The 23,191-nt window shown below is 63.9% G+C and carries 9 protein-coding genes and 2 pseudogenes; 6 read left to right on the top strand and 5 right to left on the bottom strand.

What is annotated here, in order from left to right; genetic code table 11:
- Positions 1-298: 298 nt before the first annotated feature.
- From GCT13_RS25730 to GCT13_RS25720, 3 genes are all read left to right on the top strand, one after another.
- Complete coding sequence (locus GCT13_RS25730; protein WP_152762914.1) at positions 299-12,031, top strand: LWXIA domain-containing protein; 11,733 nt, start codon at positions 299-301, stop codon at positions 12,029-12,031.
- Positions 12,032-12,270: 239 nt separating this feature from the next.
- Positions 12,271-13,788 carry a sensor domain-containing diguanylate cyclase gene (locus GCT13_RS25725; protein ID WP_193727762.1) on the top strand — a complete coding sequence of 506 codons (1,518 nt, stop codon included), beginning with the start codon at positions 12,271-12,273 and terminating at the stop codon, positions 13,786-13,788.
- Positions 13,789-14,151: 363 nt separating this feature from the next.
- Positions 14,152-14,457, top strand: coding sequence for a DUF4148 domain-containing protein (locus GCT13_RS25720; RefSeq protein ID WP_152762912.1), 306 nt, complete (start codon positions 14,152-14,154; stop codon positions 14,455-14,457).
- A gap of 13 nt (positions 14,458-14,470) precedes the next feature.
- On the opposite strand, the gene GCT13_RS25715 is transcribed toward GCT13_RS25720, so the two are convergent.
- Both GCT13_RS25715 and GCT13_RS25710 read right to left on the bottom strand, forming a co-directional pair.
- Positions 14,471-15,064, bottom strand: coding sequence for a CDP-alcohol phosphatidyltransferase family protein (locus GCT13_RS25715; RefSeq protein WP_173819623.1), 594 nt, complete (start codon positions 15,062-15,064; stop codon positions 14,471-14,473).
- Positions 15,065-15,126: 62 nt separating this feature from the next.
- The gene (locus tag GCT13_RS25710) at positions 15,127-16,029 is read right to left on the bottom strand and encodes a LysR family transcriptional regulator (RefSeq protein WP_152762908.1); all 903 of its coding nucleotides are present in this window, start codon (positions 16,027-16,029) and stop codon (positions 15,127-15,129) included.
- 123 nt (positions 16,030-16,152) lie between these two features.
- On the opposite strand from GCT13_RS25710, the pseudogene GCT13_RS25705 reads away from it, so the two are divergent.
- A pseudogene (locus GCT13_RS25705) lies at positions 16,153-16,800 on the top strand (FMN-dependent NADH-azoreductase).
- A gap of 83 nt (positions 16,801-16,883) precedes the next feature.
- On the opposite strand, the gene GCT13_RS25700 reads toward GCT13_RS25705, so the two are convergent.
- From GCT13_RS25700 to GCT13_RS25690, 3 genes are all read right to left on the bottom strand, one after another.
- Complete coding sequence (locus GCT13_RS25700; RefSeq protein WP_152762906.1) at positions 16,884-18,263, bottom strand: MFS transporter; 1,380 nt, start codon at positions 18,261-18,263, stop codon at positions 16,884-16,886.
- A 303-nt stretch (positions 18,264-18,566) separates the two neighbouring features.
- The gene (locus GCT13_RS25695) at positions 18,567-19,832 is read right to left on the bottom strand and encodes a leucine-rich repeat domain-containing protein (protein WP_152762904.1); all 1,266 of its coding nucleotides are present in this window, start codon (positions 19,830-19,832) and stop codon (positions 18,567-18,569) included.
- 89 nt (positions 19,833-19,921) lie between these two features.
- Complete coding sequence (locus GCT13_RS25690) at positions 19,922-20,881, bottom strand: substrate-binding domain-containing protein (RefSeq protein ID WP_152762902.1); 960 nt, start codon at positions 20,879-20,881, stop codon at positions 19,922-19,924.
- 216 nt (positions 20,882-21,097) lie between these two features.
- Between GCT13_RS25690 and GCT13_RS25685 the strand changes: the two genes are divergently transcribed.
- Together GCT13_RS25685 and GCT13_RS25680 are read left to right on the top strand one after the other, a co-directional pair.
- Positions 21,098-21,310, top strand: coding sequence for a hypothetical protein (locus GCT13_RS25685; protein ID WP_152762900.1), 213 nt, complete (start codon positions 21,098-21,100; stop codon positions 21,308-21,310).
- Between the two features lie 1,097 nt (positions 21,311-22,407).
- Positions 22,408-23,191: pseudogene (locus tag GCT13_RS25680) on the top strand (hypothetical protein); the annotation flags it as partial.

The raw sequence follows: 23,191 nt of genomic DNA, 5'->3' as shown, positions 1-23,191 counted from the left end.
AACCCGTGAGCCGGGCGCTACGCCGCAAGCGCATCATGTGAAGGCCACTGTTTCATCGCTGTCTGCGCACGCATCGCCGTGCGCAGACAGCAGCGCTCTGTTTTGCTTCGTGCGATTCGTACGCCACCGCATTTCGTAGCGGACGCGGCGCTATCCCGCCCGCGCCCGCATCCCGCTACGAGATCGCCCCCTTTAGACGCCATCCGTGCTCGTTACACTCGAAGTCAGCGCCGCGCGCGGCGCATGGCCTCGTTCGTTCCCGCGTTTGCGCACGCGGGCCCGTCGTACGGAGACTTGCATGCTCAAAATCGATGGCGTTGGCATGGGCGTCAACTGGATGCAATTCCTCGACGCAACGCTTCCGAAGCCCAAGCCTCAATTGCCGCAGACGGTCACTCAGCCGAATACGCAACGTCCTCCCGCTGCGCCGCAGATCACCGTGCAGGTCAACGCGAATACGGACCCGTCGAAGCCGACCAATGGGGAAATCAACGATGCGACGACGTTGATCCAGACGCTCGCCGCGCAATACCGTCCGCCGCCACCCGACATAACCGTCGACGATCCGACCACGAAGGCCGCGCAGTCCGCGATCCAGGATGCGCAGACGAAGTACGACAACGCCGCCACCGACGAGCAGACGAAGTACACGACCCTCACCGGTCTGCAAGGCGACCCGACGGCCAGCCAGACGTCGATCAACAAGGCGCAGACCGATTACGACAACGCGCACAAGGCAACCACGGCGGCGGGGCGCGAGCTCGAAGTCACGACGGACGCGGGCTACATGATCGCCTACGCGCAGCAGGCGGACGCGGACAAGAGTGCCGTCGCGCCTGCGAAAAGCGATTACGACGCGGCGACGGCCGCGATGCAGAAAGCGATGCCGGGCTTCGATCCGAAAAACCCGCCGTCGGCGAGCGACTGCAAGACGCCCGAGCAACTGGGCGCTTACGACAAGTGGCAGAAGGCGTCGGCGGCATACAGCCAGGCGCAAGGCCGCGAAAGCGCCGACATCGCGAACTCGAATCTTGCGTACGCGCAGTTGCAGTCGCACGCATCCGACAAGGACTACAGCGGCGCGATGGACAGCGGGCTCGCGAGACTGAACGACAAGCTCGCGCCGCTCGGCCTCGAAGTCAACGCGCCGCCGCCCGTCGACGCGAAGACGGCCGACACCAACCTCAGCCAGGCCGCCGACGATGCGAACTACGCGAACGCATGCCTCAGCGCGGCAAGCGATGCGTCGCATCTCGCCGACGTGCAGCAGACCTACGATGCCGTGTCCGGCAAGTTCGGTCCCACGGTGATGAACACGACGGTCGCGGCGCAACAGACCTTGCTGACGCACGCACAGACGAACGCGCAGACGAGCGGCGCCTATCTGCAGATGCTCTACGACCAGCGCGCGGCCGGTTCCGCGCAGAGCGACTACGATGCCGCGCAGCAGGCTTCGCGCGCTGCGTATGCGGCGAATCCGCATCTGCATAACCTGCAGCCCGACGGCGACCCCGCGCTCAACGATGCGGGCAACACGCTGTATCAGGCGCAAACGCAGGCGGGCATTTCGCATGACAGCTTCGTTGCCGCGTATGGCCAGTCGCTTGCCGCGCAATATGGCGACGCCGCGAACGGGATGCAGAACCAGTACGACCATCGGACGATGTGCGTCGCGAACGATCCGATGCCGCTCGAAATCAAAGGCGTGAAGACGATCGCATCGGCGGTGCAGGCCGCGGACAAGCGGCTGACGGACGCTGTCTCCGATCGCGCGACGCAGTTCCAGCTCACTCTGGCGCAGGATACGCTAGGCAAGGCCAACGACACGCTGCAACTCGCGCAGATCCAGTACGACGGATGGAACCAGACGCACGGCGGCGGCACGCAGCAGACGCCGCTCCCGCCGCTCCTCAATGTGCCGCAACAAACGGCCGCGCCCGCCAACGTATCGCTCGACGTGCAGGTGCCGTATCAGATCAATCCGTACTCGAAGCAGCTTGCCGATGCGCGCGCCGCCGTGACAAACGCGAACGATCGCGTGAACCAGTTGTCGCTGATGTCGGAGGGCACGCATCAGCAGGTGCTGTTCGACAACTTCCAGGCAGGCCTCGCCGACAATCTGCTGAACCCCGTCAGCGATTCCGACAAGGCCGATTACGCGAAGGCGCTCGATGAGTTCTACGCGTCGCATCGCAGCGAGATGTCTCACTCGATGCTCGACCAGATGAGCGCCGCCACCAACAAGGGCGCCGCGTACGACTTCAGCAAGATGACGCCCGATGCGCAGCGCAATCTGATCGGACAGGCGCTCGGCCTGCCGACGATGAAGAATGCGCCCGCGCAAGGCGTGCAATACGACGGCGATGCGCTCAAGACCATCGACTCGGTGTACGGCGAGATTCACAAGTACGGCGGCGACGACGCGCAGGTGAGCGTGCTGCCGATGGTCTACGCGCAAAAGGATGCAGGCGTCGTGCAGACGGCGCTCTTCAAGGTGACGCCGAAAGGCGGCGGCGATACGCACTACATCGACGATACGGGCGCGCAATATTCGAGCGTCGACAACTATATCGAGCACAACCATCTGTCGTCGGATGGCACCGTCGACATCGCGACGGGCTATGACCACGGCACGCTTCAGGTCAAGCAGAGCGAAGCGCATCACGACAGCTTCCTGCAAAGCGCGCTGCACACGATAGGCGCGAGCAATGTGAATCTTGGCACGCTGATCGGCGGGGTCGTGCTCGACGTGGCGGGCGGCATACTCGACGCGACGGGCGTCGCTGCGCCGCTTGGCGTTGCGCTCGACGTCGTCGGCACGGACATGATCATCGGTGCGACGGCGGGCGCCGCTGTCAACGCGGGCTACGATCTCGCCGACCGCGCGTATCACGATCAGACGATCAGCCCGCTCGACGCGGGCGCGCGCGCCGATTACATCAACCTCGTGCCGCTCGGCGCGGCGGGCGCGGCGAAGGCGGTGCCGGAACTGGTCGGCACGAAGCTGTTCTCGAAGGCCGTGACGACGGTCGGCCTCGACGCGGACAAGACGGCGAGCGTGCTCACCAAAGGCACGAACGTCACGGCAAAGGTGACGGCATTCGGCGGCGCGATCGAAGCGGGCGGCCAGCTCGTCTACGACAGCTTCACCGGCAAGGGCAACATCTCGCGCGACGTGTCGTCGCTCGTGATGAACGTCGCGCTGCTCAAGGGACATGACGTGCTGAAGGCGACGTCGACGGGCGCGGTGCGCAAGTTCTCGCAGTTCGCCGCGCGCGGCACCGACGGCACGACGATGTCGCTCGACGGTCAGCAGGTCGGTGTCGCGCGCGTCGCCGCGCGCACCGACGCGCTGACGCTCGACCGCGCGCCGGCGACGCTCGATGGTCATCCGGTGACGGTCGCGCGAGACGGCACACTGATGGCGGGCGACCGCGTGTTGACCTACGAGGGCTTGCCCGTGCGCGTGCTCAATCGCGGCAACGCGGCGGGCAACACGGGGCGCGCGGCGCAGACGGGCAGCGGCGCGGTGCTCGACAGCGACGGCAGCATCTCGATTCTCGATCGCAATCCGGGCAATCTCGTGCGCCGGCCATCGCTGAAGAGCTACGAGACGAGCGAGCGCGTCACGGTCGACGAGGACGGTCAGTTGTCTTTGTCGGATCGGCTGTCGCTCAGTCATCCTGATGAACTCGCGTCGCCGGAAGATGCGGCGAACAAGGTTGCGCAGATTGCGGGCCGCAATCCGGATGAATCGTCGAACGACGGCCCCGCGACTGTGCCGGATGAAACGGCGCCGCAAGCAGGCGCAAGCAAGAACACAAGCGCGGACTCGGGCACGCCGCAACCCGTCGCGCGGCCGCGAAACGAGAGCGTCGATGCGCAGACGGTGCAGAGCGCCGCCGCGACGGCGCGCAACACGAGCAGCGCATCGGCGAGCGCGGGCGACAGAGTGCGCGAACGCAGCCGGCAAGACGCGAGCGAAGCCGATGTCGCGATGCGCACCGATCGCCGCAGCCGTGCCGCGAGCGCGGCGGCCTGGCGGCGTGTCGATGACCCGCTCGCGCGCGGCAATGCCGACGAAGCGCAGGCGCCGACGACGTTCCGGCAGCGCGTCGTCTGGTCGGTGCTCAACAGGATCGATGTGTCGCCCGAAGCCGCCGACAGCAACGGCTTGGGCATCGCGACAGGCCAACTGCGGATGCCCGCACCCGTGGTCGAGCAGACGGAGATAGGCAATCGCACGCTGTATGTCGTGCGTCACACGCTGAGCGAACCTGTCGCGCCGTCGAAGAAGCCCGATGATTCCACACCAGCAGCAGATGAAGCGCGCGCCGCGCCGTTGCGGCAAGCCGTCGACCGGTCCGCTTCGCGGGACGAGCCGATCGTCGTACTCGACGACGGCATGACTGGCACGCGCGCGCCGCAGTTCACGAACGGACTGAACCAGACCGCAATCGTCGCCGCAACCGCGCGTACGGTAACGCAGCCGGAAGCGGACGGCGCGACGTCCGTCGATACGGCGCCAGGCACGCCGGCCGCCGCAGCGGGCTACGTGCGTCGCGCGAGCGGGCTGTATGTGATCGATGCGAACGTCGGCGCGGATGAGGCCGTGCCGGGCGCGCGCGAGTCAGAAGCGCCGCCGCGAGCGGGCGTGTATGTGGCGCGACAGCCATCGCATGCCGAAGAGCAGGAAGAGGCGCCTGTTGCGCGCGAAAACAACGCGCGGGCGAATGCCGTCGACGAAGACAGCCTCGTGTTCGCGCATCCGCAGATGGAAGTCGACGCGCCCGCCGATGCGTCCCAACCCGGTTTCTTCGCGCGTCTGCAGATGCGCTTCGGAGGCGCGCCGTTGCCGAACGAAGTCAGCGCGCTGGCGCAGCAATCCGGCACGCTCGCGCAGCAGCTGCGCATGCTCAACGATAGCGGCTGGCGCGTGAAAGTCGGGCGCGTAGGCAGCGGCAGCCGCGTCGATACGCAGCGCCGTCGCGTCACGCTCGATGGCGGGCTACGCGACGCGGGCAGCATGACGTATGCGCTCGCGCACGAGGCGAAGCATGCCGTCGAATCGATCCAGGGACAAACAGGCCTCGACTACAGCGGACGCAGCCGCTTTACGCGCAAGGCGCTCGAAGCTGAAGCACGCGCGCAGATCAACGCGTTCGAAGCGCGCTACGAGATTAATCTGCTGAGCGGCGGCGATATTGCGCGAAACGTGCGCCTGCCCCAGTTGATCCAGCGCGAGGCCGATGCGTGGACGCCGCAGAACGGCTACACGCGCACGGTTGCGCGTCTTGCCGACGCGTTCGGCGCGTCGCCCGTGTCGGGTGGCGACGGCATCACGTACGCCGAGTTCTACGGCAATGCATATGACCGCGCGGCTCGCGCAAAAGGCGATGCACGCAACGCACGCGACGCACGCGACGCACGCGACGCACAACAGGCAGCGCGCACGATGCCCGCACCGCATACGGAAGACTCAGGCGATGCGCGCAACGTGCCGCCCGAGGGCTTGCCGTTGCCGACGGACTTTCACGAACTGACTGCATTGCGCGATGCGCGACAAGCGAACCTGAATCGCGCAGTGGGCGATGCGCCGCTCAAGGGCGCGGTGAAACTGCCCGACGATCTCGTCGATGTGCTGCTCACGGGGTCGCCGCATGAACTGGCACTGCACGACGGTCTCTTCGAAGACTGGGTGCTCGACGATCAACCCGCGATCGTCGTGCCCATTGCACGGCCGAATGCGCACGGATTCGAGCGCGCGCAGGCTGTCGCCGACATAACGGGTAGCTACGTGCTGACGCCGCGCCCCGAAGCACCCGCCGAGTGGGCGACGCTCGCGCCGCGCCGCATCGACACAGGGCTCGACGGTCCCGTCGAGTTCGACGCGCGCGCCAACGCCTTCCACGTGACACACGCCGACGGCTCGCGTTCGCCGATCGATCCGCATGCTCATCTGGGCATGTTGCTCGGCGCGGGCGGCGAGAAGACGGCGTTGCGACTCGACGACAAGACGGTCGTCGTGTACCGCGAGATCGGCGATCACGTGATGCGGACGGGCAGCAGCGACCGGTCCTCGGATGCGCTGACGCGCGATTCGCCCGAGCGCATGATTGCGCTCACAGACCAGCTGAAGACGCTCGGTGCGCCGCATCTCGCGAAGATTCACGGCGTCACGCAGATTCATGGCTTGCCCGCGCTGGTGATGGACACGTACCGCGCATCGGACCGGGCGCTGACCACGGCCGCGCTCAAAGCGCCGCGCGGCGGCTACATGTCCGTGTACGACACGAGCCTTTTCACGCAGCGAAGCATCGACAGCCTGAGCGCGACGCGCAACTGGCTGGTCGAGCGCAACATCGAGATCACGGACCTGCAATTCCTCGTGCGCGCTGACGGCACGTTCGATCTGGCCGATGCGCAAGCCGTCACGCCCGAAACGCCGCCTACGCCCCAAAGCCTCGCGAGAATCGATCAGCTGATCGGGCTTGCGCGCGCGAGAGTCGAGCGTCAGCAGCAGGACGAGCAGACGGAAACGCCTTCCGTGCAAACGAAGCCGCAACGCGGCGTGAGCGACGGCGATATCGAACTGGCGCATCCCGAAGCCGAAGAAGTGCTGCAGCCCGACGCGTTTGCACAGAAGCCGGCGCTGATCACGCGTGTGCGCATGCGCTTCGGCGGCGCACCGCTTCCGAAGGAGGCGCTCGATCTCGTCGGCCATTCGGATCTGTTGAGCGAGCAGATGCGGCTCTGGAAGCAGGCGGGCTGGAAGGCGGTGCGCGGACGTGCGGGCGAGGGCAGCCGCGTCGATGGCGGGCGTAAGCGCATCGTGATCGACGGCAAGTTCCAGCAGGCGGGCGCGATGGTCTACGCGCTCGCGCACGAAGCGGGCCATGCGACGGATCTCATCGAAGGCGGGACCGGGCTCGATCCCGGCAGTGTCGATGCCTACGTCGACAGTGCGCTCGCCGGCGAGGCGCGCGCGCAGCTGAACGCGTTCACCGTGCGCGATCAGATCAAGGCGGCGTCGCCTGGCAACGTCGACATCGGCGCGCAGCTGAAACTGCCCGATGCGATCGAGCAGACATACGGCCACGTGAGCGCGAACGACGCGGCATCGATGCAGCGGCTCGCCGATGCGTTCGGCAGTGTCAAGCCGTCGTTGCCCGGCCATGCGGACTATCGGCAGATGTACGAAAAGCAGGCGCGCAGCCAGAATGCGGGCAACGCGCTCGGCAGTGGCGCTGCGGCAGGCGCGGCTGCGGCGGCGGGCAGCGCGGCGCCTCATGCGACGGCCGGTTCGACGGCCGCGCCTGCCCGCTCGACGGCAGCGGCCGCGCCCGCTCAACGCTTGACCGACCAGGCGGGCGCGTGGCTCGACGCGAACGACCTGCGCAAGCTGACACGCATCGACGGCGCTCATGTGCCGCAGCTCAACGAACTCGAGCACGAAGCGGGGCGCAGCGCGCATGTGCTGATCGCGAGAAAGAGCGCGCGGCCGGCGGACGGCGGCGAACACATTCAGCCCGAGTTCCTCGCCGAGATGAAAACCGATGCGCACGGCAAGCTCGGCGCGCCCGCGATGCTTCCCGGCAAAACGCTGAGCTCATCCACGCTCAAGAAGCTGTTGCGCTCCGGCGGCGCCGGGCGCAACGAACGCGCGCGCTACGACTTCTATGTGTCGCCTGTGTCGGCGGAAACGCTGGCACGCTTTGGCGGCGCGTCGGAGATACAGGCGTCGAACACGCGGCAGACATGGAAAGCCGCACGCAGCAACGGCGCGATCGACCATCAGGTGATCGACGACATCGCCGCGCTCGCCAATGCGCACAAGGCCGCCTTCAGGCGTCCGAAGCTCGCCGCCGAGGCCGCGCAAGCGGACACGCAACAGACCATCTACGCGATCGACGAGAACACGGGCAAGGTGCTCGGCTACGCGACGCTCAAGTCCGATGCGGAAGTGGCGCAAGGTCTCGTTGCCGCGGCGACGTCGTTCGAGCCCACCTGGCGCTATCACGAGAAGACGCCGTTCGGCGATACCGAGATCGCGCCACACGATCTGAGCGACGCGTTCCGGCGCCGCGCGAAAGGGATTCCCGTGAACCGCGCGGGACGGCGCGGCGTCAAGTTCGCCGTCAGCGCGCTCGAACCGTCGCGCGTCGACAGCCTGGGCGGCTTTCTGGGCAAGGAGGCCGCAAAGGCCGCCGCCGACGGCAAGACGATCGACACCGACAAGCCGCCGCGCATGAAGCTGGGCGACGTCGGCCAGCGCGGCATGGAAATCGGCACGAAGCTCGTAGTGAACGCGCCGCGCCATGTCGGCAGAGCGGCGCGCAAGGCCGTCGCGTTGCTGCGCCGTCAGCAGGCGGCGACGCAAGCCGTCAATCAGGCCATGACCCGTGCCGCCGCCCGCTCCGCGCAGGACGATGCGCTGCTTGCGCCGAATCTGCTGCCCGCGAAAGACAAACCGCTCGAAGCAACCGATTTCAGCGGACAGAACGCGCTGCATCTGCAACGCGCATTCGACAGCGACGCGCTTGCCGCCGATCATCACGTGTACGTGTACGACACCGAGGGGCCGCTCGTGAAGGCGCTGACCCGTCCCATCGGCGTGATTGCGAGGCGCGGGGAATCGTTGCAGTGGTTCGACGAGTTGCGCAAGGCAAACAATCCGGATGCGCGCGGCGTGCCTGTCGACCAGATGCCGATCGGCCGCGGACGCTATGGCGCGAACATTCATTTTCTCGTGACGAACCTGAAGCCCGAACAGTTCTTCGAGCACGTCGGCGCCACGCAGCTCGAAGCGGCGCGCACGCGCAAGGTGGAGTTCGAGGCGCAGCTGAAGGCACGCCGGAGCAACGGCGCGGGCGGCGCGAGTGGTGCAAGGGCGCGTTCATTGCAAGCCGTGTCGCAACGTTTGAGGCAGGGCATCGAAGAGGCGAAGAACGAGATCGACCATTTCAATCCGCAACGCCGCGTGAGCGTCGCGTGGAAATCGGGGAAATCGCTCAGAGCCTTCGCGCAATCGGCCGATGCGCTCGACATCCAGCCTTATCAGCCAGGCCTCGCGAGTACCACGGTGGCCGAGTCGAATCTGCGGCACGGCTCGTCCGATGCAAAGAAATGGTTCGCGACGCACGCGCTCGTCAAGGCGTACAACGCACGACGCTCGCTGCCCGACGAGCGCCGCCTGAAGCTCACGGGCACCGCGCAGACCGTGATGGTCGACAGCAAGCTGTGGACGTCGCTTGGCAATGCGCTGTACGTCGCGCGCGAAGTCACGACGATGCCGTTTCGCAGCGTGCCGATGCTCGGCGCAAGGCTCGGGCGGCGCTTCAGCGTCGCGCAAGTGGCGAACCGGCGCATGATCCAGTTGTTCGTGCGCCTCGCGCCGGAGTTGCAGCGGCGTCTTGCGCCGATGTCGCGTGCGTACTCGCTGCGCGACGACCCGAAGCTTTTCACCGCGCAGGTGAAGCGTTACGGCGGCGTGATGCCGATCGTGTCGCTGGTCGTCGATCCGCATTCGCTCGCGGCCGCGCTCGGCAAGAGCCACGACCGCGAGTTCCTGAAGGACGTGAAGGCGCTCGGCGACCAGCAGCACGCGACGTACGACGCCGAACACAACGTGATCGAGCCCGCGCCCGATTCGGACGGCAAGGCGCTCGCGTTGGACGAGTTGCAGCATCTGCATGGCTGGCTCGACGAGGCGTCGAAGGCGGGCTTTGCGATCCGGCTGGAGACGGCGCCGTCGCGCGCGCTCGTCGCGAAGGGCGACCGGCGCTTCCAGGCGGGTACCGACGACACTTATCACGAGTACGTGCGCACCTTCGGCGCGCTCGAACAGTGGGCGATCGATCATCCCGACCGCATCGCGCCGACCGTGACGGTGACGTTCCACGGCTGGGATGCCGTGCCCGAATCGGTGCCGGGCTCGGGCCAGGTCAAGCTGCTGAGGGCGGTGCTCGAACGCGGCGCGCTCGACTGGGTGCATATGGGGCTGTCGTACGGCACGCACGGGGCCGACTTCATCGCCAATCAGGATCTGACGACGTCGCTCGCGCGGACGATCGTCGATTACGCGCGCCGCGCGCCCGACAGGCTCGCGCGGCTGCATGGCGCCGATGCGCTCACGCGCGTGTTCGAGCGCGTCAACGAGCAGACGCTCGCCGATCAGCAGGAGCTGCTGTTCGCGGAGGTCGCGCGCCTGGGCCGCGCCGAGGGCATGACGCCCGAAGAAATCGATGCATTGCGCTGCCAGCTATGCGAAGGCAATACGACGGCGCTGCTGAACCGCGCGCGCAAGGCCACGATCGATTTCGCGTCGCCGGACTGGCGAGCGGCCGACCGCGCGAGCATGACACAGCGCCTCGCGCGCGATTTCGCAAAGGACTGGGACGCGGAGGTCGGCGTGCATCTGAACCTCGCGCCCGTGAAGACGAAGCCGGCGCCTGCCTCGGGCGCGGCGACCGATCCCGTCGAATACTGGCGCGACGAAGTCGTCGGCGATCCGGCGTTGCGCAACGACGGCACGAAGCCGATCAGCGCGAGCCGCAAGACGGCGGCGCAACTGACGGCCGAGCCGATCGACCCGCAAGACCGCGCGAGCGCGGAACTGCACGCGCTGCGCGTGCATGGCCGTTATGGCGGGCGCAAGGGGTTGATCCAGACGGGCGCGCTGGTCGGCGCGGGCTTGCCTTCGCTGGGGGTTCTCGGCGGCAACGCGCTGCATCTGCTGAAGACGTTCGGCAGCGAAGGGCTGCACCAGACCACGACGTCGCTGCTCGCCGGCACGCGAGGCGGGCGCGTGTTCCAGGCGCTGCATCAGGGGGCCGTCGAGAGCCTGAAGAACGGCGATCCGCGCGTGTTCGACGCTGTGGTGGACCGGCTCGAACGCGGCTTGCGCAGGCAGTTGGGGCCGAACGAGATCAGCAAGCAGCGCGTCGAGCAGCTTGCGCTGCTGGCGAAAGAAGGCAAGGTCAAGGCGGGCCAGCTGCGCGCGATGCAGCGCGCCGGCATGCTGACCTTCGAGGAAGCGCATGCGCATACGAAGGCGATCGCAGCCGACATGCTTGCGCAGATGCAGGCCGTAGTGGGCGGCACGTCGCTGAAGGGCCTGCATCGCGGCAGTCCCCGTCATCACTTCGGCCTGTTGGGCCGTGGCGCGGCCGTCATCAGTTACGGCGCGACGATGGCGACGAACGTCGCGACCTTCGTCGGACACCCGGCGCTTGCGCCGCTGCTGACGTCGATCGGCGCGGGGCTGACGGCGACTTACACGGGCATCGTGTACTTCAACAGCGCGTACCACGTGAATGCGGAGAAGCGCTTCCGCTCGACGCGCTTCGCGCAGGCAGCAGGCGATTATGTCGCGACGGCGGCGGGCTTCGCGAGCGGGATTGCGCAACTGGGCAGCGGACACCCGTGGCTGGGCAGCATCGCGATCACGTCGGCGACGATACTCGGCGCGGGCCGCCTGCATACGCAATTTCCCAACGCGACGCCCGGCATGGACCGCTTCCCGACGATGCTCGCGCTCGTGCCCGTCGGCATTTTTACAGGGACGCTGATCCAGAGCTTCTTCAGCGGCGGCTCCAGTAACAACCAGAACAGGCAGAATCACGCGAGCGCGAATCTCAACGGCAATGCGCCGCAGCCGGGCGTGTCCGCCGTGCCGGCGCCTGGCGTGACGGGCACGCCAGGCGCTGGCGCGACGCAGGCGCCCGTCACGCCTACGCAGACACCGACCCAGCCGCCGACGCCTTCGGCACAGCCATCCACGGGGCAACCGAAGAACACGGCGGCGCCGCCGAAAGCGTATTTCGTCGTCGAAAACGATTCGTTATGGGTCATCGCCGAGCGCAATCGGAAATCGCTGCTCGATGCCGCGCACGTGGCACGCGACGATCAGCGCCATATGACGCGCGGCGAGCAGGACGTCGCCGCTTACAACGAGATCCTGCAACTGAACCCGCAAGTCGCGAAGCATCCGACGCAGATCCGTCCGGGCGAGAAGATCATCGTCGGATAGCGCGCGTTTCATTTTCATTGCACCAGAAACGATTTCGCCCCTTCGCTCATGCGAAGGGGCTTTTGTTTTCGTGAGCTGTCGTTTTGTAAGGAGAGGAACAAACGGTCCATAATCAGGTAATAATCAAGAATTGCGAATTCGTGCCGTTAATGCAGAGATCAAGGGCAAAAGGCGAAGGCAGAAAGCGAAGCATGCCTGCCATGAGCCGGAGTTCGACATTCTTGGCCACGGCCCCACCCATGTCAGAGAGACCTTCCCTGTTCGATCCGTTCCTGGCGACGCCAGCACATGGAAAGTGCATCATCAGCCCGTCGATCCGCGCGTCGTTGCTGTCGACGCTGTTCGATAACGTCCGGCCTCTGTTCCTCTCCGGCATCGCGAGCGCGTTCGTCGCGCTGGTCGCGTTCGTCCGTCTGCGCGAGCCATGGACGGCGGCATGGCTCGTCGCCGATATCGGCCTGCTGCTCACACGCCTCGGCATCGTGCGTCTGTATCTGGTGCGCAGCCGCGCAGGCGTCGTGCATCCTGCGGCGTGGGCGACGCGCTATGCGCCCGTCGGCCTCGTCGCGTGCCTCGTGTTCGGTCTGGGCACGATGGCGTGCGTGATGTCGGCGGACAGGCAGCTTGCGTTGCTGGCCATCATGGTGACGGCAGGCATCCTCGGCGGGATCGCTTCACGAAACGCCGCACTGCCGCGGCTCGCGATCGCGCAGATCTGCCTCGGCGCGATTCCGATCGGCGTCGGCGCGCTTTTCGCGGCGAAGAGCGGCCTGTGGATTCTGCTCCCACCTCTCGTCGCGTATATCGGCGCGATGGTGTCGGTGGTCGGGCGCCACTACGAGGGCCTGGTCGCGCTGATGACGGCCGAGCAGCGCCACGCTGAGCTGGCGGCCCGCTTCGATGCCGCGCTGGCCCACATGCCGCACGGCCTGTGCACGATCGATTCCAACGGCAAGGTCATCATCGCGAATCGCCGGACGGCGGAGCTTTTTGGCGCGACCGTCGAGACGCTTAAGCTCAATGTGCCGCTGCCCGAGTTCATCGGCCAGGTGGGGCTCGCGCAGTTCGGCGAGACGCTGCGCAAGCAACTGGTCGAACGATGCGCCACATGGCTTTCCGACGAAGGCCGCCCGCTCGATCTCGAGCTGCGTGACGGCCGCCAGCTCGAAATGACCCGCAACCCGGTGCCCGACGGCAGCGCCGTCATCATCATCGAGGACGTCACGAAACGGCGCGAGAGCGAAGCGCAAATCCTGCATCTTGCGCGGCACGATTCGCTCACCGGCTTGCCGAACCGGCGTGAACTGCGCGATCGGCTGGGGCGCATTCTTGCCTCTGCGCCGAAGCGCAAAGAGGCCGCCATCGCGATGATGTATCTCGATCTCGACGGCTTCAAGCAGGTCAACGACCGGCTCGGTCATTGCGCAGGAGACGAAGTGCTGGAGACGGTCGCATTGCGCCTGACACGCACCCTGCGCCCAGGCGAACTGGTCGCGCGCCTGGGCGGTGACGAATTCGCAATCATCGCGGACTACGCGACGCTGCCTTCCATCGTCGCACTCGCGCAACGTGTGATCCGCGAGATTGCGATGCCTTATCACCTGTCGACGGGCGAAGCGATCAGCATCGGCACCAGCATCGGCATTGCGCTCGCGGCCAACGACGAGTCAGTCGACGGCCTGATCCGGCGCGCGGACGAGGCGCTGTACAACGCCAAGCAGGCGGGCAGAGGCACCTATCGGGTCTCGAACGGCTAGCGCACGTTCACTCCACGGCTGTTCGAAAATCCGCCTCTTCGCACTCCCCGCGCGGGGAAACAAGCGCGCTTGCGCAGTTGCACCAGCAACGTTTGTCCGGCAGATGACAGAATTGTCATCGACTGGTCAGTTTTTGGTCAGCGTCGCATGACGACAATCAATCACGCGAGTCATTCACCGCTTCGACATGCAGTGGATCGAACGCAATTCGATGGCGCGGCTAAGGCAGTTTTAAGTTAAGCGCCCTAATCTGAACTGGAACGGCACGAAAGACCCAGGCGCCATATGTCCTTTGAATGACGAAGCGATGGTTGCCGGGCTGATTGCCCTGTTTCAGATTCGCAAGCTCAAAAGGAGAGCGTGATGAAAGCTTCAGTCACCGTTTCTTTGATTGTCGCCGCGCTGGCTATTCCTGCGATGTCGTATGCGCAGTCCGCGCAGTCCACCCAGGACCCGACCACGCGCAGCGATGTTCAGGCGCAGATCGTTCAGGCCGGGAAGGACGGCACGCTGCATCAATCGAAAGTGCACTACCCCGACTACGCGGCGGCGCAGACGGGTGTCGCGCGCGAGTCAACGGAAGCGTACGGGACGATGCCGTTGAACTTCTCGCAATCGGGTGCGCCGTCGAAAGCAACGACGAGCACGTCGTTGTTCTCGCATCATTGATGAACCGACGCGTTTAGGGCTTTGGAATCCGGATCCGGCTGATCATCAGCGATCCCGAGATGCCAAAGACAAGCGTCAACGGATGCAGCACGTGCCCCGCGATACGCCATTCGCCTAGCCACAATTGCGCGCCGAGCGCTTCTTGCCATGCAGCGACGGTGAGCAGCAGAACGATGGCGAACGATGTCGGAATAGGCGTGCCTTCGAAGTGCGTGACTTTGCCGGTGCCGCCCGACATCGCATCGGCTGTCACGTTGTAGCGCGCAAGCCGCGACACGCCGCATGCAACGAAATACGCGAGCAGAAAGCGGTCGTAAAGACCGCGCATGCCGCATCCATAGCCGATCACGGCAGGCGCGACGCCGAATGAAATCACATCGGCAAGCGAATCGAGTTCCTTGCCGAGCAGCGAAGACGTCTGACGCCAGCGCGCGATGCGTCCGTCGAGCACGTCGAAAACGAGTGCGGCGAACACCAGCGCGCACGCGAAATAGATGTGCATGACGTCGGCGCTGCCGATGTAGCTCATCATCGAAAACAGCGCACCTGTGCCGCAGATCGCATTGCCGAGCGTGAACCAGTCGGCGAGATGAAACTCGCGAATCATCGAGAATCGCTTCTTGCCGGGTGTGGTGTTGTCGAGCGGTGAACGTGGCAACGTCATTCTCCTCATGGTTGTCCGCTGTCGGGCGCAAGGCGCGTGCCTTGCGCGAATGGCGCTTCGCCTTTGTGCGCGAATGCGAGCACGATCGCATTGCCCAGTTCGTCGGCGACAGGCGCGGAGGGTCCCGCCGCAGCGAACAGCGTGAACTCGACATCGGGCAGCGCGGGCAGGCCCGCATCCGGCGCGACGACGTGCAAGCCGTGCACGAGCTGCGTATGCGGGATCGGCGTTACGGCAAAGCCGGCCTGCGCGGCGGCCAGCAAACCGGAACCGCTCGAACAGACCAGCGCGATCCGATGATCGAGGCCCGCGCGAGCGAGCGCGGCCAATGCGGCCTCGCGATACGGGCACGGCTGCGGGAACAGCGCGAGCGGCACGGGCGCGCGAGGCGTCAGCGATGCCCATTGCGCGCCGGCCCACACGAGCGGCTCGCGCCACAGGATGCGTCCGGGACGCGCATCCGCACAGCGTCCGCCGATCACGACATCGAGTTCGCGCTGGTCCATCGCGTGAAGCAGTTCGGCCGGGATGCCGACCCTCGCGCTGAACGTGATGCGCGGATAGCGCACCGCAAAGGTCTGCATCACGTTCATCAGCCTGACGTTGGCGAGATCTTCGGACAGTCCAACACGGATCGCGCCCTCGCTCGGTCCGCGAAATAGCTGCGCCTGCGCATCCTGATTGAGCGCGAGGATCGCGCGCGCGTAGCCCAACAGCAGCTCGCCGTCCGCCGTGAGCGTGACGGAGCGCGTCGTGCGCGAAAGCAGATCGCGGCCGACCTGCTTTTCGAGGCGGCGCAGATGCGCGCTGACAGCCGATTGCGTGAGGTTGAGTCGAGTGGCGGCATGCGTGAAGCTGCCTTCCTGAACGACGGCCACGAATGAGCGCAGCAGGACGGTATCGAACATCGGCGCTTCTCCGATTCAGTGCGATCCAGACTGAATAGGCCAATAATACTTTCGTTTATATTTTGTCGCGAAATATGTTGTGGTGAAGGCCGGTCAATGCGCAGGACACAGGAGAGCCCTCCGATGCCGACCTTGCTGCATATCGAATCGTTGCCGCGCAAGACGCGGTCTGCGTCGCTCGACGTTGCGCGTGCGTATCTGGACGCCTGGCGCGACGCGCATCCCGATCATCGGATCGACGTGCTCGATCTGCGGTCGACGGCATTGCCGGAATTCGACGGCGATGCGCTCGATGCGAAGTATGCGGACCTGAGCGGCACGCCGCTCAGCGACGCTCAGGCGCGGGCATGGGCGGATATCCGTCAGCTTGCGCAGCGCCTGCATGCGGCCGATACGCTGCTCTTCTCCGTGCCGCTGTGGAATTTTTCGATCCCATACAAGCTGAAGCATTTCATCGATGTCGTGTCGCAGCGGGGCATTCTGTTCTCGTTCGACGAGCGAGGCTTCGGCGGATTGCTGAAAGACTAGAAGGCGGCCGTGATCTATGCGAGAGGGCTCGACTATTCGAAGCAGTCGAACACGTCCGCCGAGTCGTTCGATTTTCAGCGGCCGTATGTGGAAGCGTGGCTGCGTTTCGTCGGCGTTACCGACATCGAATCGATCGTCGTCGAGAAGACGCTGTTCGGCGCAGAAGTGGATCACGCGGCGAGACAGGCTGCGCGTGAGCAGGCGGTAGCGTTGGCGTCTGCCGTTTCAGCGCATCGTCGATAGCGATCCACCGATAACCGCGCGTGCAAATGAAAAACGGGCGCTGCTGCGCCCGTCGTTCGACTTCGTGCATCACGTGCGTGACATCAGCGCTTGTTTCCCGGCAACGTCTGGCCGCGCAGCGAGCAGCCCTTCGTCTCGATCACGAACAGCAACGCGATCGCACCGACCACACATGCGCCCATCATGTAGTAAGCGGGGACGAGCGCGCTGCCCGTCTTGTCCACGAGCCAGTCGCTGATGATCGGCGCGGTGCCGCCGAAGATCGACGTCGACAGGTTGTAGGCGATGGCCATGCCCGCATAGCGGACTTGAGTCGGGAACATCGCCGGGAACATCGCGGAGATGGTTGCGAGCTGCGGCACGTACAGAAGGCCCAGCACCGCGAAGCCGATCAGCGCGCCTGCAACGCCGTGCGTCATCAGCGTGAACATCGGCACGGCTGCGACGAACAGGCCGACGAGCGAGAACCACCACATCGTCTTGCGTCCGAATCGGTCGGACAGCGAACCCGCAAAGGGAAGAAAGGCCATCATCGTGAGCATGCCGATCAGGGGGATCAGCAACGACATGTTCTCGCTGACGCCCAACTGCTTGTGCATGAACGTCGGCATATACGCGAGCAGCACGTAGTTCACGACGTTGAGCGCGACGACGAGCCCGCCGAGCAGGAACAGCGGCTTGCTGTATTGAACGAAGAGCGTTTTCAGTGGAACGGCCTGCTCGTTCTTATTGTGCGCCTTCTCTTCCATTTCGCGGAACACGGGTGTTTCTTCGAGGCGCGAACGCAGATAGCAGCCGACGAGGCCGAGCGGCGCGGCCACGAGGAACGGCAGACGCCAGCCCCATGAGTGCATCGCCTGATCGCCGAGCACGAGCGAACAGCCGAGCATCAGCAGCGCGCCGAGCGAGAAGCCGGCCAGCGTCGCGAACTCGAGGAAGCTGCCGCAAAAGCCGCGTCGATCGTCGGGTGCGTATTCGGCCATGAACGTCGCGGCGCCGCCATATTCGCCGCCCGTCGAGAAGCCTTGCAGCATTCTCAGCACGATCAGCGCAGCGGGCGCGAGCCAACCGATCGACGAATAAGACGGAATCACGCCGACGAGCAGCGTCGCGCCGGACATCAACAGAACGGTCAGCGCGAGCACGCGCTTGCGTCCCAGTCGGTCGCCGAGCGGACCCCAGAAGAGGCCGCCGAGCGGACGGATCAGAAACGAAATGGCAAACGTGCCGAGAGCGAACAGAGTCGCGCTTGCGGCGTTGCCGGGAAAGAGAGCCGCCGAAATATAGGCGAGGCCATACGCATAGATGCCGTAATCGAACCACTCGGTTGCATTGCCGAGCGCTGCGGCGGTGATGGCACGTTTCAGCAGGTTTGACGCGTCGGTTGCGCGTTCACGTTGATCGGCTTCGTCCCGGAAGGACGGAGCGGCGGGAGTGGCATTCCAGGGTTGCGCGTAACGCATTGGCTTCCTCGCTTAGCTGCGGCCCGTCGGGTCGCTGATGTGATCTAAGGTAACGTCGCCAGATATATTTCCTTTTGTCATAGGACGATGTTCGTATTGGGGATTTCCCCTGTATCGCCGGCGTTCGAATGCGCGTCCCAAGGCCTGCGCGTAAGGCGCATCAAGGGAAAGCGGATGGGGGCACATGCGTGCGCGGACGTCTGCGAGAAGCGGCCGTCGCGGGATGTAAAGAGTATGTAATGAGGGAACAGGCGCCGGGCGCTTCGACGTCGAACGTTTCGACGTCGAGCGCTGACGGAACGATCACCAGACGACGCGGGTCTTCGGCAGCGCCGATTTGATCTCGTCGACGTTTCGTGCGCGGGTGCCGTAGAGCACGACTTCGCGCAAACCGGTCAGGCCTTTTAGCACGTCGACTTCATCGACGGGCGTGTTCGCGAGATACAGTTCTCGCAGACTGGTCATGCCTTTCAACGCGTCGATGTTGCGAACCCGCGTGCGGAAGAGATTCAGCGATTGAAGCTCTTTCAAACCTCCGAGCGCGTCGATATTGTCGATCGTTGTATCCGCAAGGTTAAGCCTTTGCAGCTTCTTTAGATCCTTGAGCGCATCGATGCGGGTGACTTGAGTGCGTGCAAGAACGAGCGTTTCCAACTGGGTCAGTCCGCGCGTCGCATCGATGTTCTCGACCCTGGAGCCGTCGAGCACCAGCGTTTTCAGCGACGGCGTTCCCTTCAACGCGTCGATGTTGCGCACCGGCGTGTTCGCGAGATAGAGCGCTTGCAGATCGCGCAGCTTCTTCAACGCACCGATACTGTCGACCTGGGTCTCGTTGAGATCGAGCGTCTTCAAGGTGGTCAACTGGCTGAGCGGATCGATGTCGCGGACGTTTCTCGCACCGCCCAGCTTCAGGGTTTCCAGATGAGGCAAGTCTTCGAGCGGATCGAGATCGCGAACCTGCGTGTCTCGCAGATCGAGCAGTTGGAGATTGGTGAGATTCTTCAACGCGTCGAGATTCGCAACCCGTGTATCCCACAGACTGAGCGATTGCAATCCCGTTAATTCCTTTAGCGCATCAATGTTCTCAACTTCCGTTCGGTGAAGCACGAGCCGTTTCAACGAATGCATCCCCTTTAGCGCATCGATGCGCCATACGGAGGTGCCCGTCAGATCGAGCGATTCGAGCGCATCGAGTCCGTTCAATGAATCGATGCTGTCGACCTGGGTGCCGGCAAGATTCAGGTCGAGCCTGCGATCGAGTCCCTTCAGGTGCGGCAGCGCTGTCGCAAGCTGTGATGTGGTCAGTGCGGGCCTCGCTCGTAACGCAACGCATTCGGACGTGGGAATGGCAGATGAACGATTACCGTCGATGCACGTGTCGATCGAGAATCCGAGATCGGTTAGCTCGCGCAGGTCGCGCTTTTCTCCCGAAGGCCTGAGGATCGAGAACACGATCACAAGCAAGAGGGCGATGCCGCCACCGATGATCCACGGCTTTGCGCGTGGCGGGATCGAAGCGCGCAAGGCTTCGGCAGACGGTTTCGAATCCTGGGTTGGCGTGTCGGGCATGGCGGCTCCGTTTGCTTTGGATTGCTCTCTTTATACACGAACAGCGTTGCGATGATTTCGGTCGCCGTGCCCGATTGCGTCGGCGTGATTCAGGCGTTGCCGCGCGTAACCAGAGCCACGGGTGTTTCTATGTATGCGGACAAGTCCTCCTGCCTGCGCTGTTGCAGCAACGCCTGCAACGCGACGTCGATGCCATACACCGCCTGCTTTGCGGCGAACTGGTCGACGGTCGCAAGCACGCTGCCGTTCCTCAGCAGCGGCTTGATCGCGTTGCTGTTGTTGTAGCCGGTGATCAATACGCTGCCTGTCTTGCGCGCGTCGCGAACCGCGTCGACTGCACCCATCGCCATATTGTCGTTGCCGCACAGCAGCGCGCGTATCTCCGGCTTGCGCGCGAGTATCGCAGCAGCGGCTCGCTTGCCTTTCGCGTATTCCCAGTCGCCCGCTTCGACGGCAACGATTTCGACATGCGCAGCCTTCATCTCGTCCATGAATCCCGTCGTGCGTTGTTGCGCGTTGCGGTCCGACGGCACGCCTTCGACAATCCCGACGTGGTCGCCGCCATGCAGCTTTTGCGCGAGATAGTTGCCGATCAGTTTCGCTCCGCGAAGGTTGTCCGGGCCGACGAAAGGGATGCGCATGCCGTCGGCGTTCGATGCTTCCGGATCGAGAGGATTGTCAATGGTCAGCGTGATGATGCCGCGCCTGATGCTCTCGTTCACGACGGGGATCAACGCTTTCGAATGGATCGGCGCCAGCACGATGGCGCTGACGCGTTGCGCGATCAGGTTCTCGACCATACGTATCTGGCCGTCGACATCAGTTTCCGTCGCAGTGCCCTGCACGACGAGTTCGAATGGGTAAGGGGAGTGCTTCTGGAATGCGCGGGCTGCGTCGATCATCGACGACGTGAACGGGTCGGCAATCGACTTCAGCGCAAGGGCGATCGTGCCATTGCTGTTCGCGGCTTTTGATGGTTTGGGAACGACGGTACCTATGGCGGCAAGCGCGCTCGCGACAATGAAACGACGGCGTTGTTGGTGAGGCATGACTGAATGAACTGGAGGCGGCGAGGCGTTTGCGCGGGCGGGGATACGACAGTGTATGCCAGCAATGCGAGGGCAGGTATTACGGGGAATACGAAGAACTTTGCATGCGACAAAGTGCGCGTCGACAAGCTGTGGCGAGATTCTATTCTTGAAACGTGACCTGCCGCACACACGATGTGCAGGCGCTGAACAGACATCAAGCCGATGGAGACAATCATGCTCAGTCCACACGAGATCGCGGCGCTCATGTTGATCGGCACGACGCGATATCCGGACGATCTGGACCGTGACGATTTGCACGCGTTGTACGAGCGCCAGTTGGTTTCGCTGGAAAAGCTCGGATCGGGTCATGCGCATCTGCATCTGACTGCCCGCGGATACTCGATACTCAGATCGATCGGCAAGAGGCACTGGGATAGCGGTTCGTGACACCGGGCAGATTCGTTCTGTAGACATTCGGGCGTGTCACAGCCGAATCAATTCTTCTGGAATGCGAAGTGTGCGAGGAGCGTTCCTACCGGCATGTTCGCCTTGTTTGAATTGATTGCGAGGCGCGGACGAAACGAATGAAATGCGCTAATGGAAATTCCTGCCTATTTACGTAAATGGCTGAAGTAAAATAATGTCGCGTATTTCGAAGTGATCTATCGGATTTATTAAATAATTACACTTGGAAAGACACTGAAGGGATATTCGTATTAATATTATAAAAACGCCCGTTGCAAAAAAATATCCAGATCGATCATAGATTTACCTTTTATCGGGCCTTCGTAGGCAGATCGCCCCCAGCTTCCGCCGATCAAGAAAATACCGGGCCGATTTCTCCCCGCGCTATTGAGATTAGTCCTTTTCTGCATTTGCGCGGTTCACGTTTCAAGGATGAAACGTTTATAATTCGTCTGCCCAAAAAATTTTCTGTAATTAATACCGGATCAAGCATTAAGCCGCCATCCACAGGGTAATAATTGCTGGAGAGGGCGTGGCGCATAGCCAGGCATCACTTTGCCGTGAACAGCGGCGAAGAGGCGGTTCCTGAAGTTCTTGAAGTCCGGTTGTCAATTCCTGCCCGGTTCTCGTTTGCGAGAAACCGACGCATGGATCTTGGCTGTTCAATTTGCAGGATTGTGTCGAGTGTCGTTGAACCGATGAGGTTTGGCGATGGCATTGTGTTGCCCAAAGAAACGCGAAGTACTTTGCGTGTCAATCAGTGATCCTAAATTTTCTGAAAAACGGCATCGCTGGATATTTTCCTGTCACAGAACGGACGACGGACCATGAACTTCGTCGTAACGAAGTGCGCAACAAAAGCTGTAACGGGTGCAAGTTTGCGGGTTTGTGTGCAGTGCGTGTTCGTGCAAATGCGTGAAGACACAACCGACGCAAGAAGAAGCGGCTCAGGCAATGAACGCAGGCGGTGTGTTCTCCGTTTCACTTCTCCTTCTATTCGATAACGCCAAGGCGGGACGACTCCGATCGATCTTGCTGGACCTTCGGGGACAACTGCTTTTCAGCGAAACATACGGACAATGATGAGATATTGGAAACTACTGGGGGTTGCGTCGGCAACCGTGTTGGCCTCGTTCGGTGCGGAACACGTGCAGGCTCAGACCACGACGATCACCGTCGCAGGCCAGCAATACACGCTGTGCGGACAGGAAAACGCCAACTGCTCGTTCCTCGGAACGGGCGCAGTCGTGTTCGGGGCCGTGCCGCCTAACTCGCCATCGGCGATGCTGACGGCTCCGCGTACTTTTAGCAACGGCGTCGGCTGCTATGTCGGCGCAGTTTCGCAGACGGACCCTGCAGTCGGCTATGACAAGGCGTGCTGGGTGCGCGCTGTCGCGGCCACCCCGTCGCCGGCACCGGCTCCTGCGCCCGCTCCGGCACCTGCGCCCGCTCCGGCACCTGCACCTGCACCGGCACCCGCACCGGCACCCGCACCGACTCCGACGCCCACTCCGACTCCTACGCCTACGCCCGCCCCGGCACCCGCTCCGTCGCCGTCGCCGTCGGGCAGCTCGACGCTTTCGTGCGGCACGGCAACGCAACAGGCGGGCGGCACGCCGAACGGCCTGATCACGGCCGACACGCCGACGAGCGACGGCCTGCGCGTATTTCAGAACAACACGCCGTTCAAGCTCGCGATCACGACGAACGCGCCGAACGCGGATACCGTGGTGTGGTCGATTGCCGATTCGAATGGCGCGATCAAGACGCAGGGTAGCTTCCCCGTGAACGCCGGCGTGCAGACCAACACGATCTCCTGTACGTCGACGTGGTCGGGCTACGGCGCGCTCACGGCCACGCTGC

It is taken from the genome of Paraburkholderia franconis (assembly GCF_009362735.1).
GTDB classification, from domain to species: Bacteria; Pseudomonadota; Gammaproteobacteria; order Burkholderiales; family Burkholderiaceae; genus Paraburkholderia; species Paraburkholderia franconis.
Note: the sequence above shows the minus strand (reverse complement) of the source record. Positions and strands in the feature narration are given on the sequence as shown.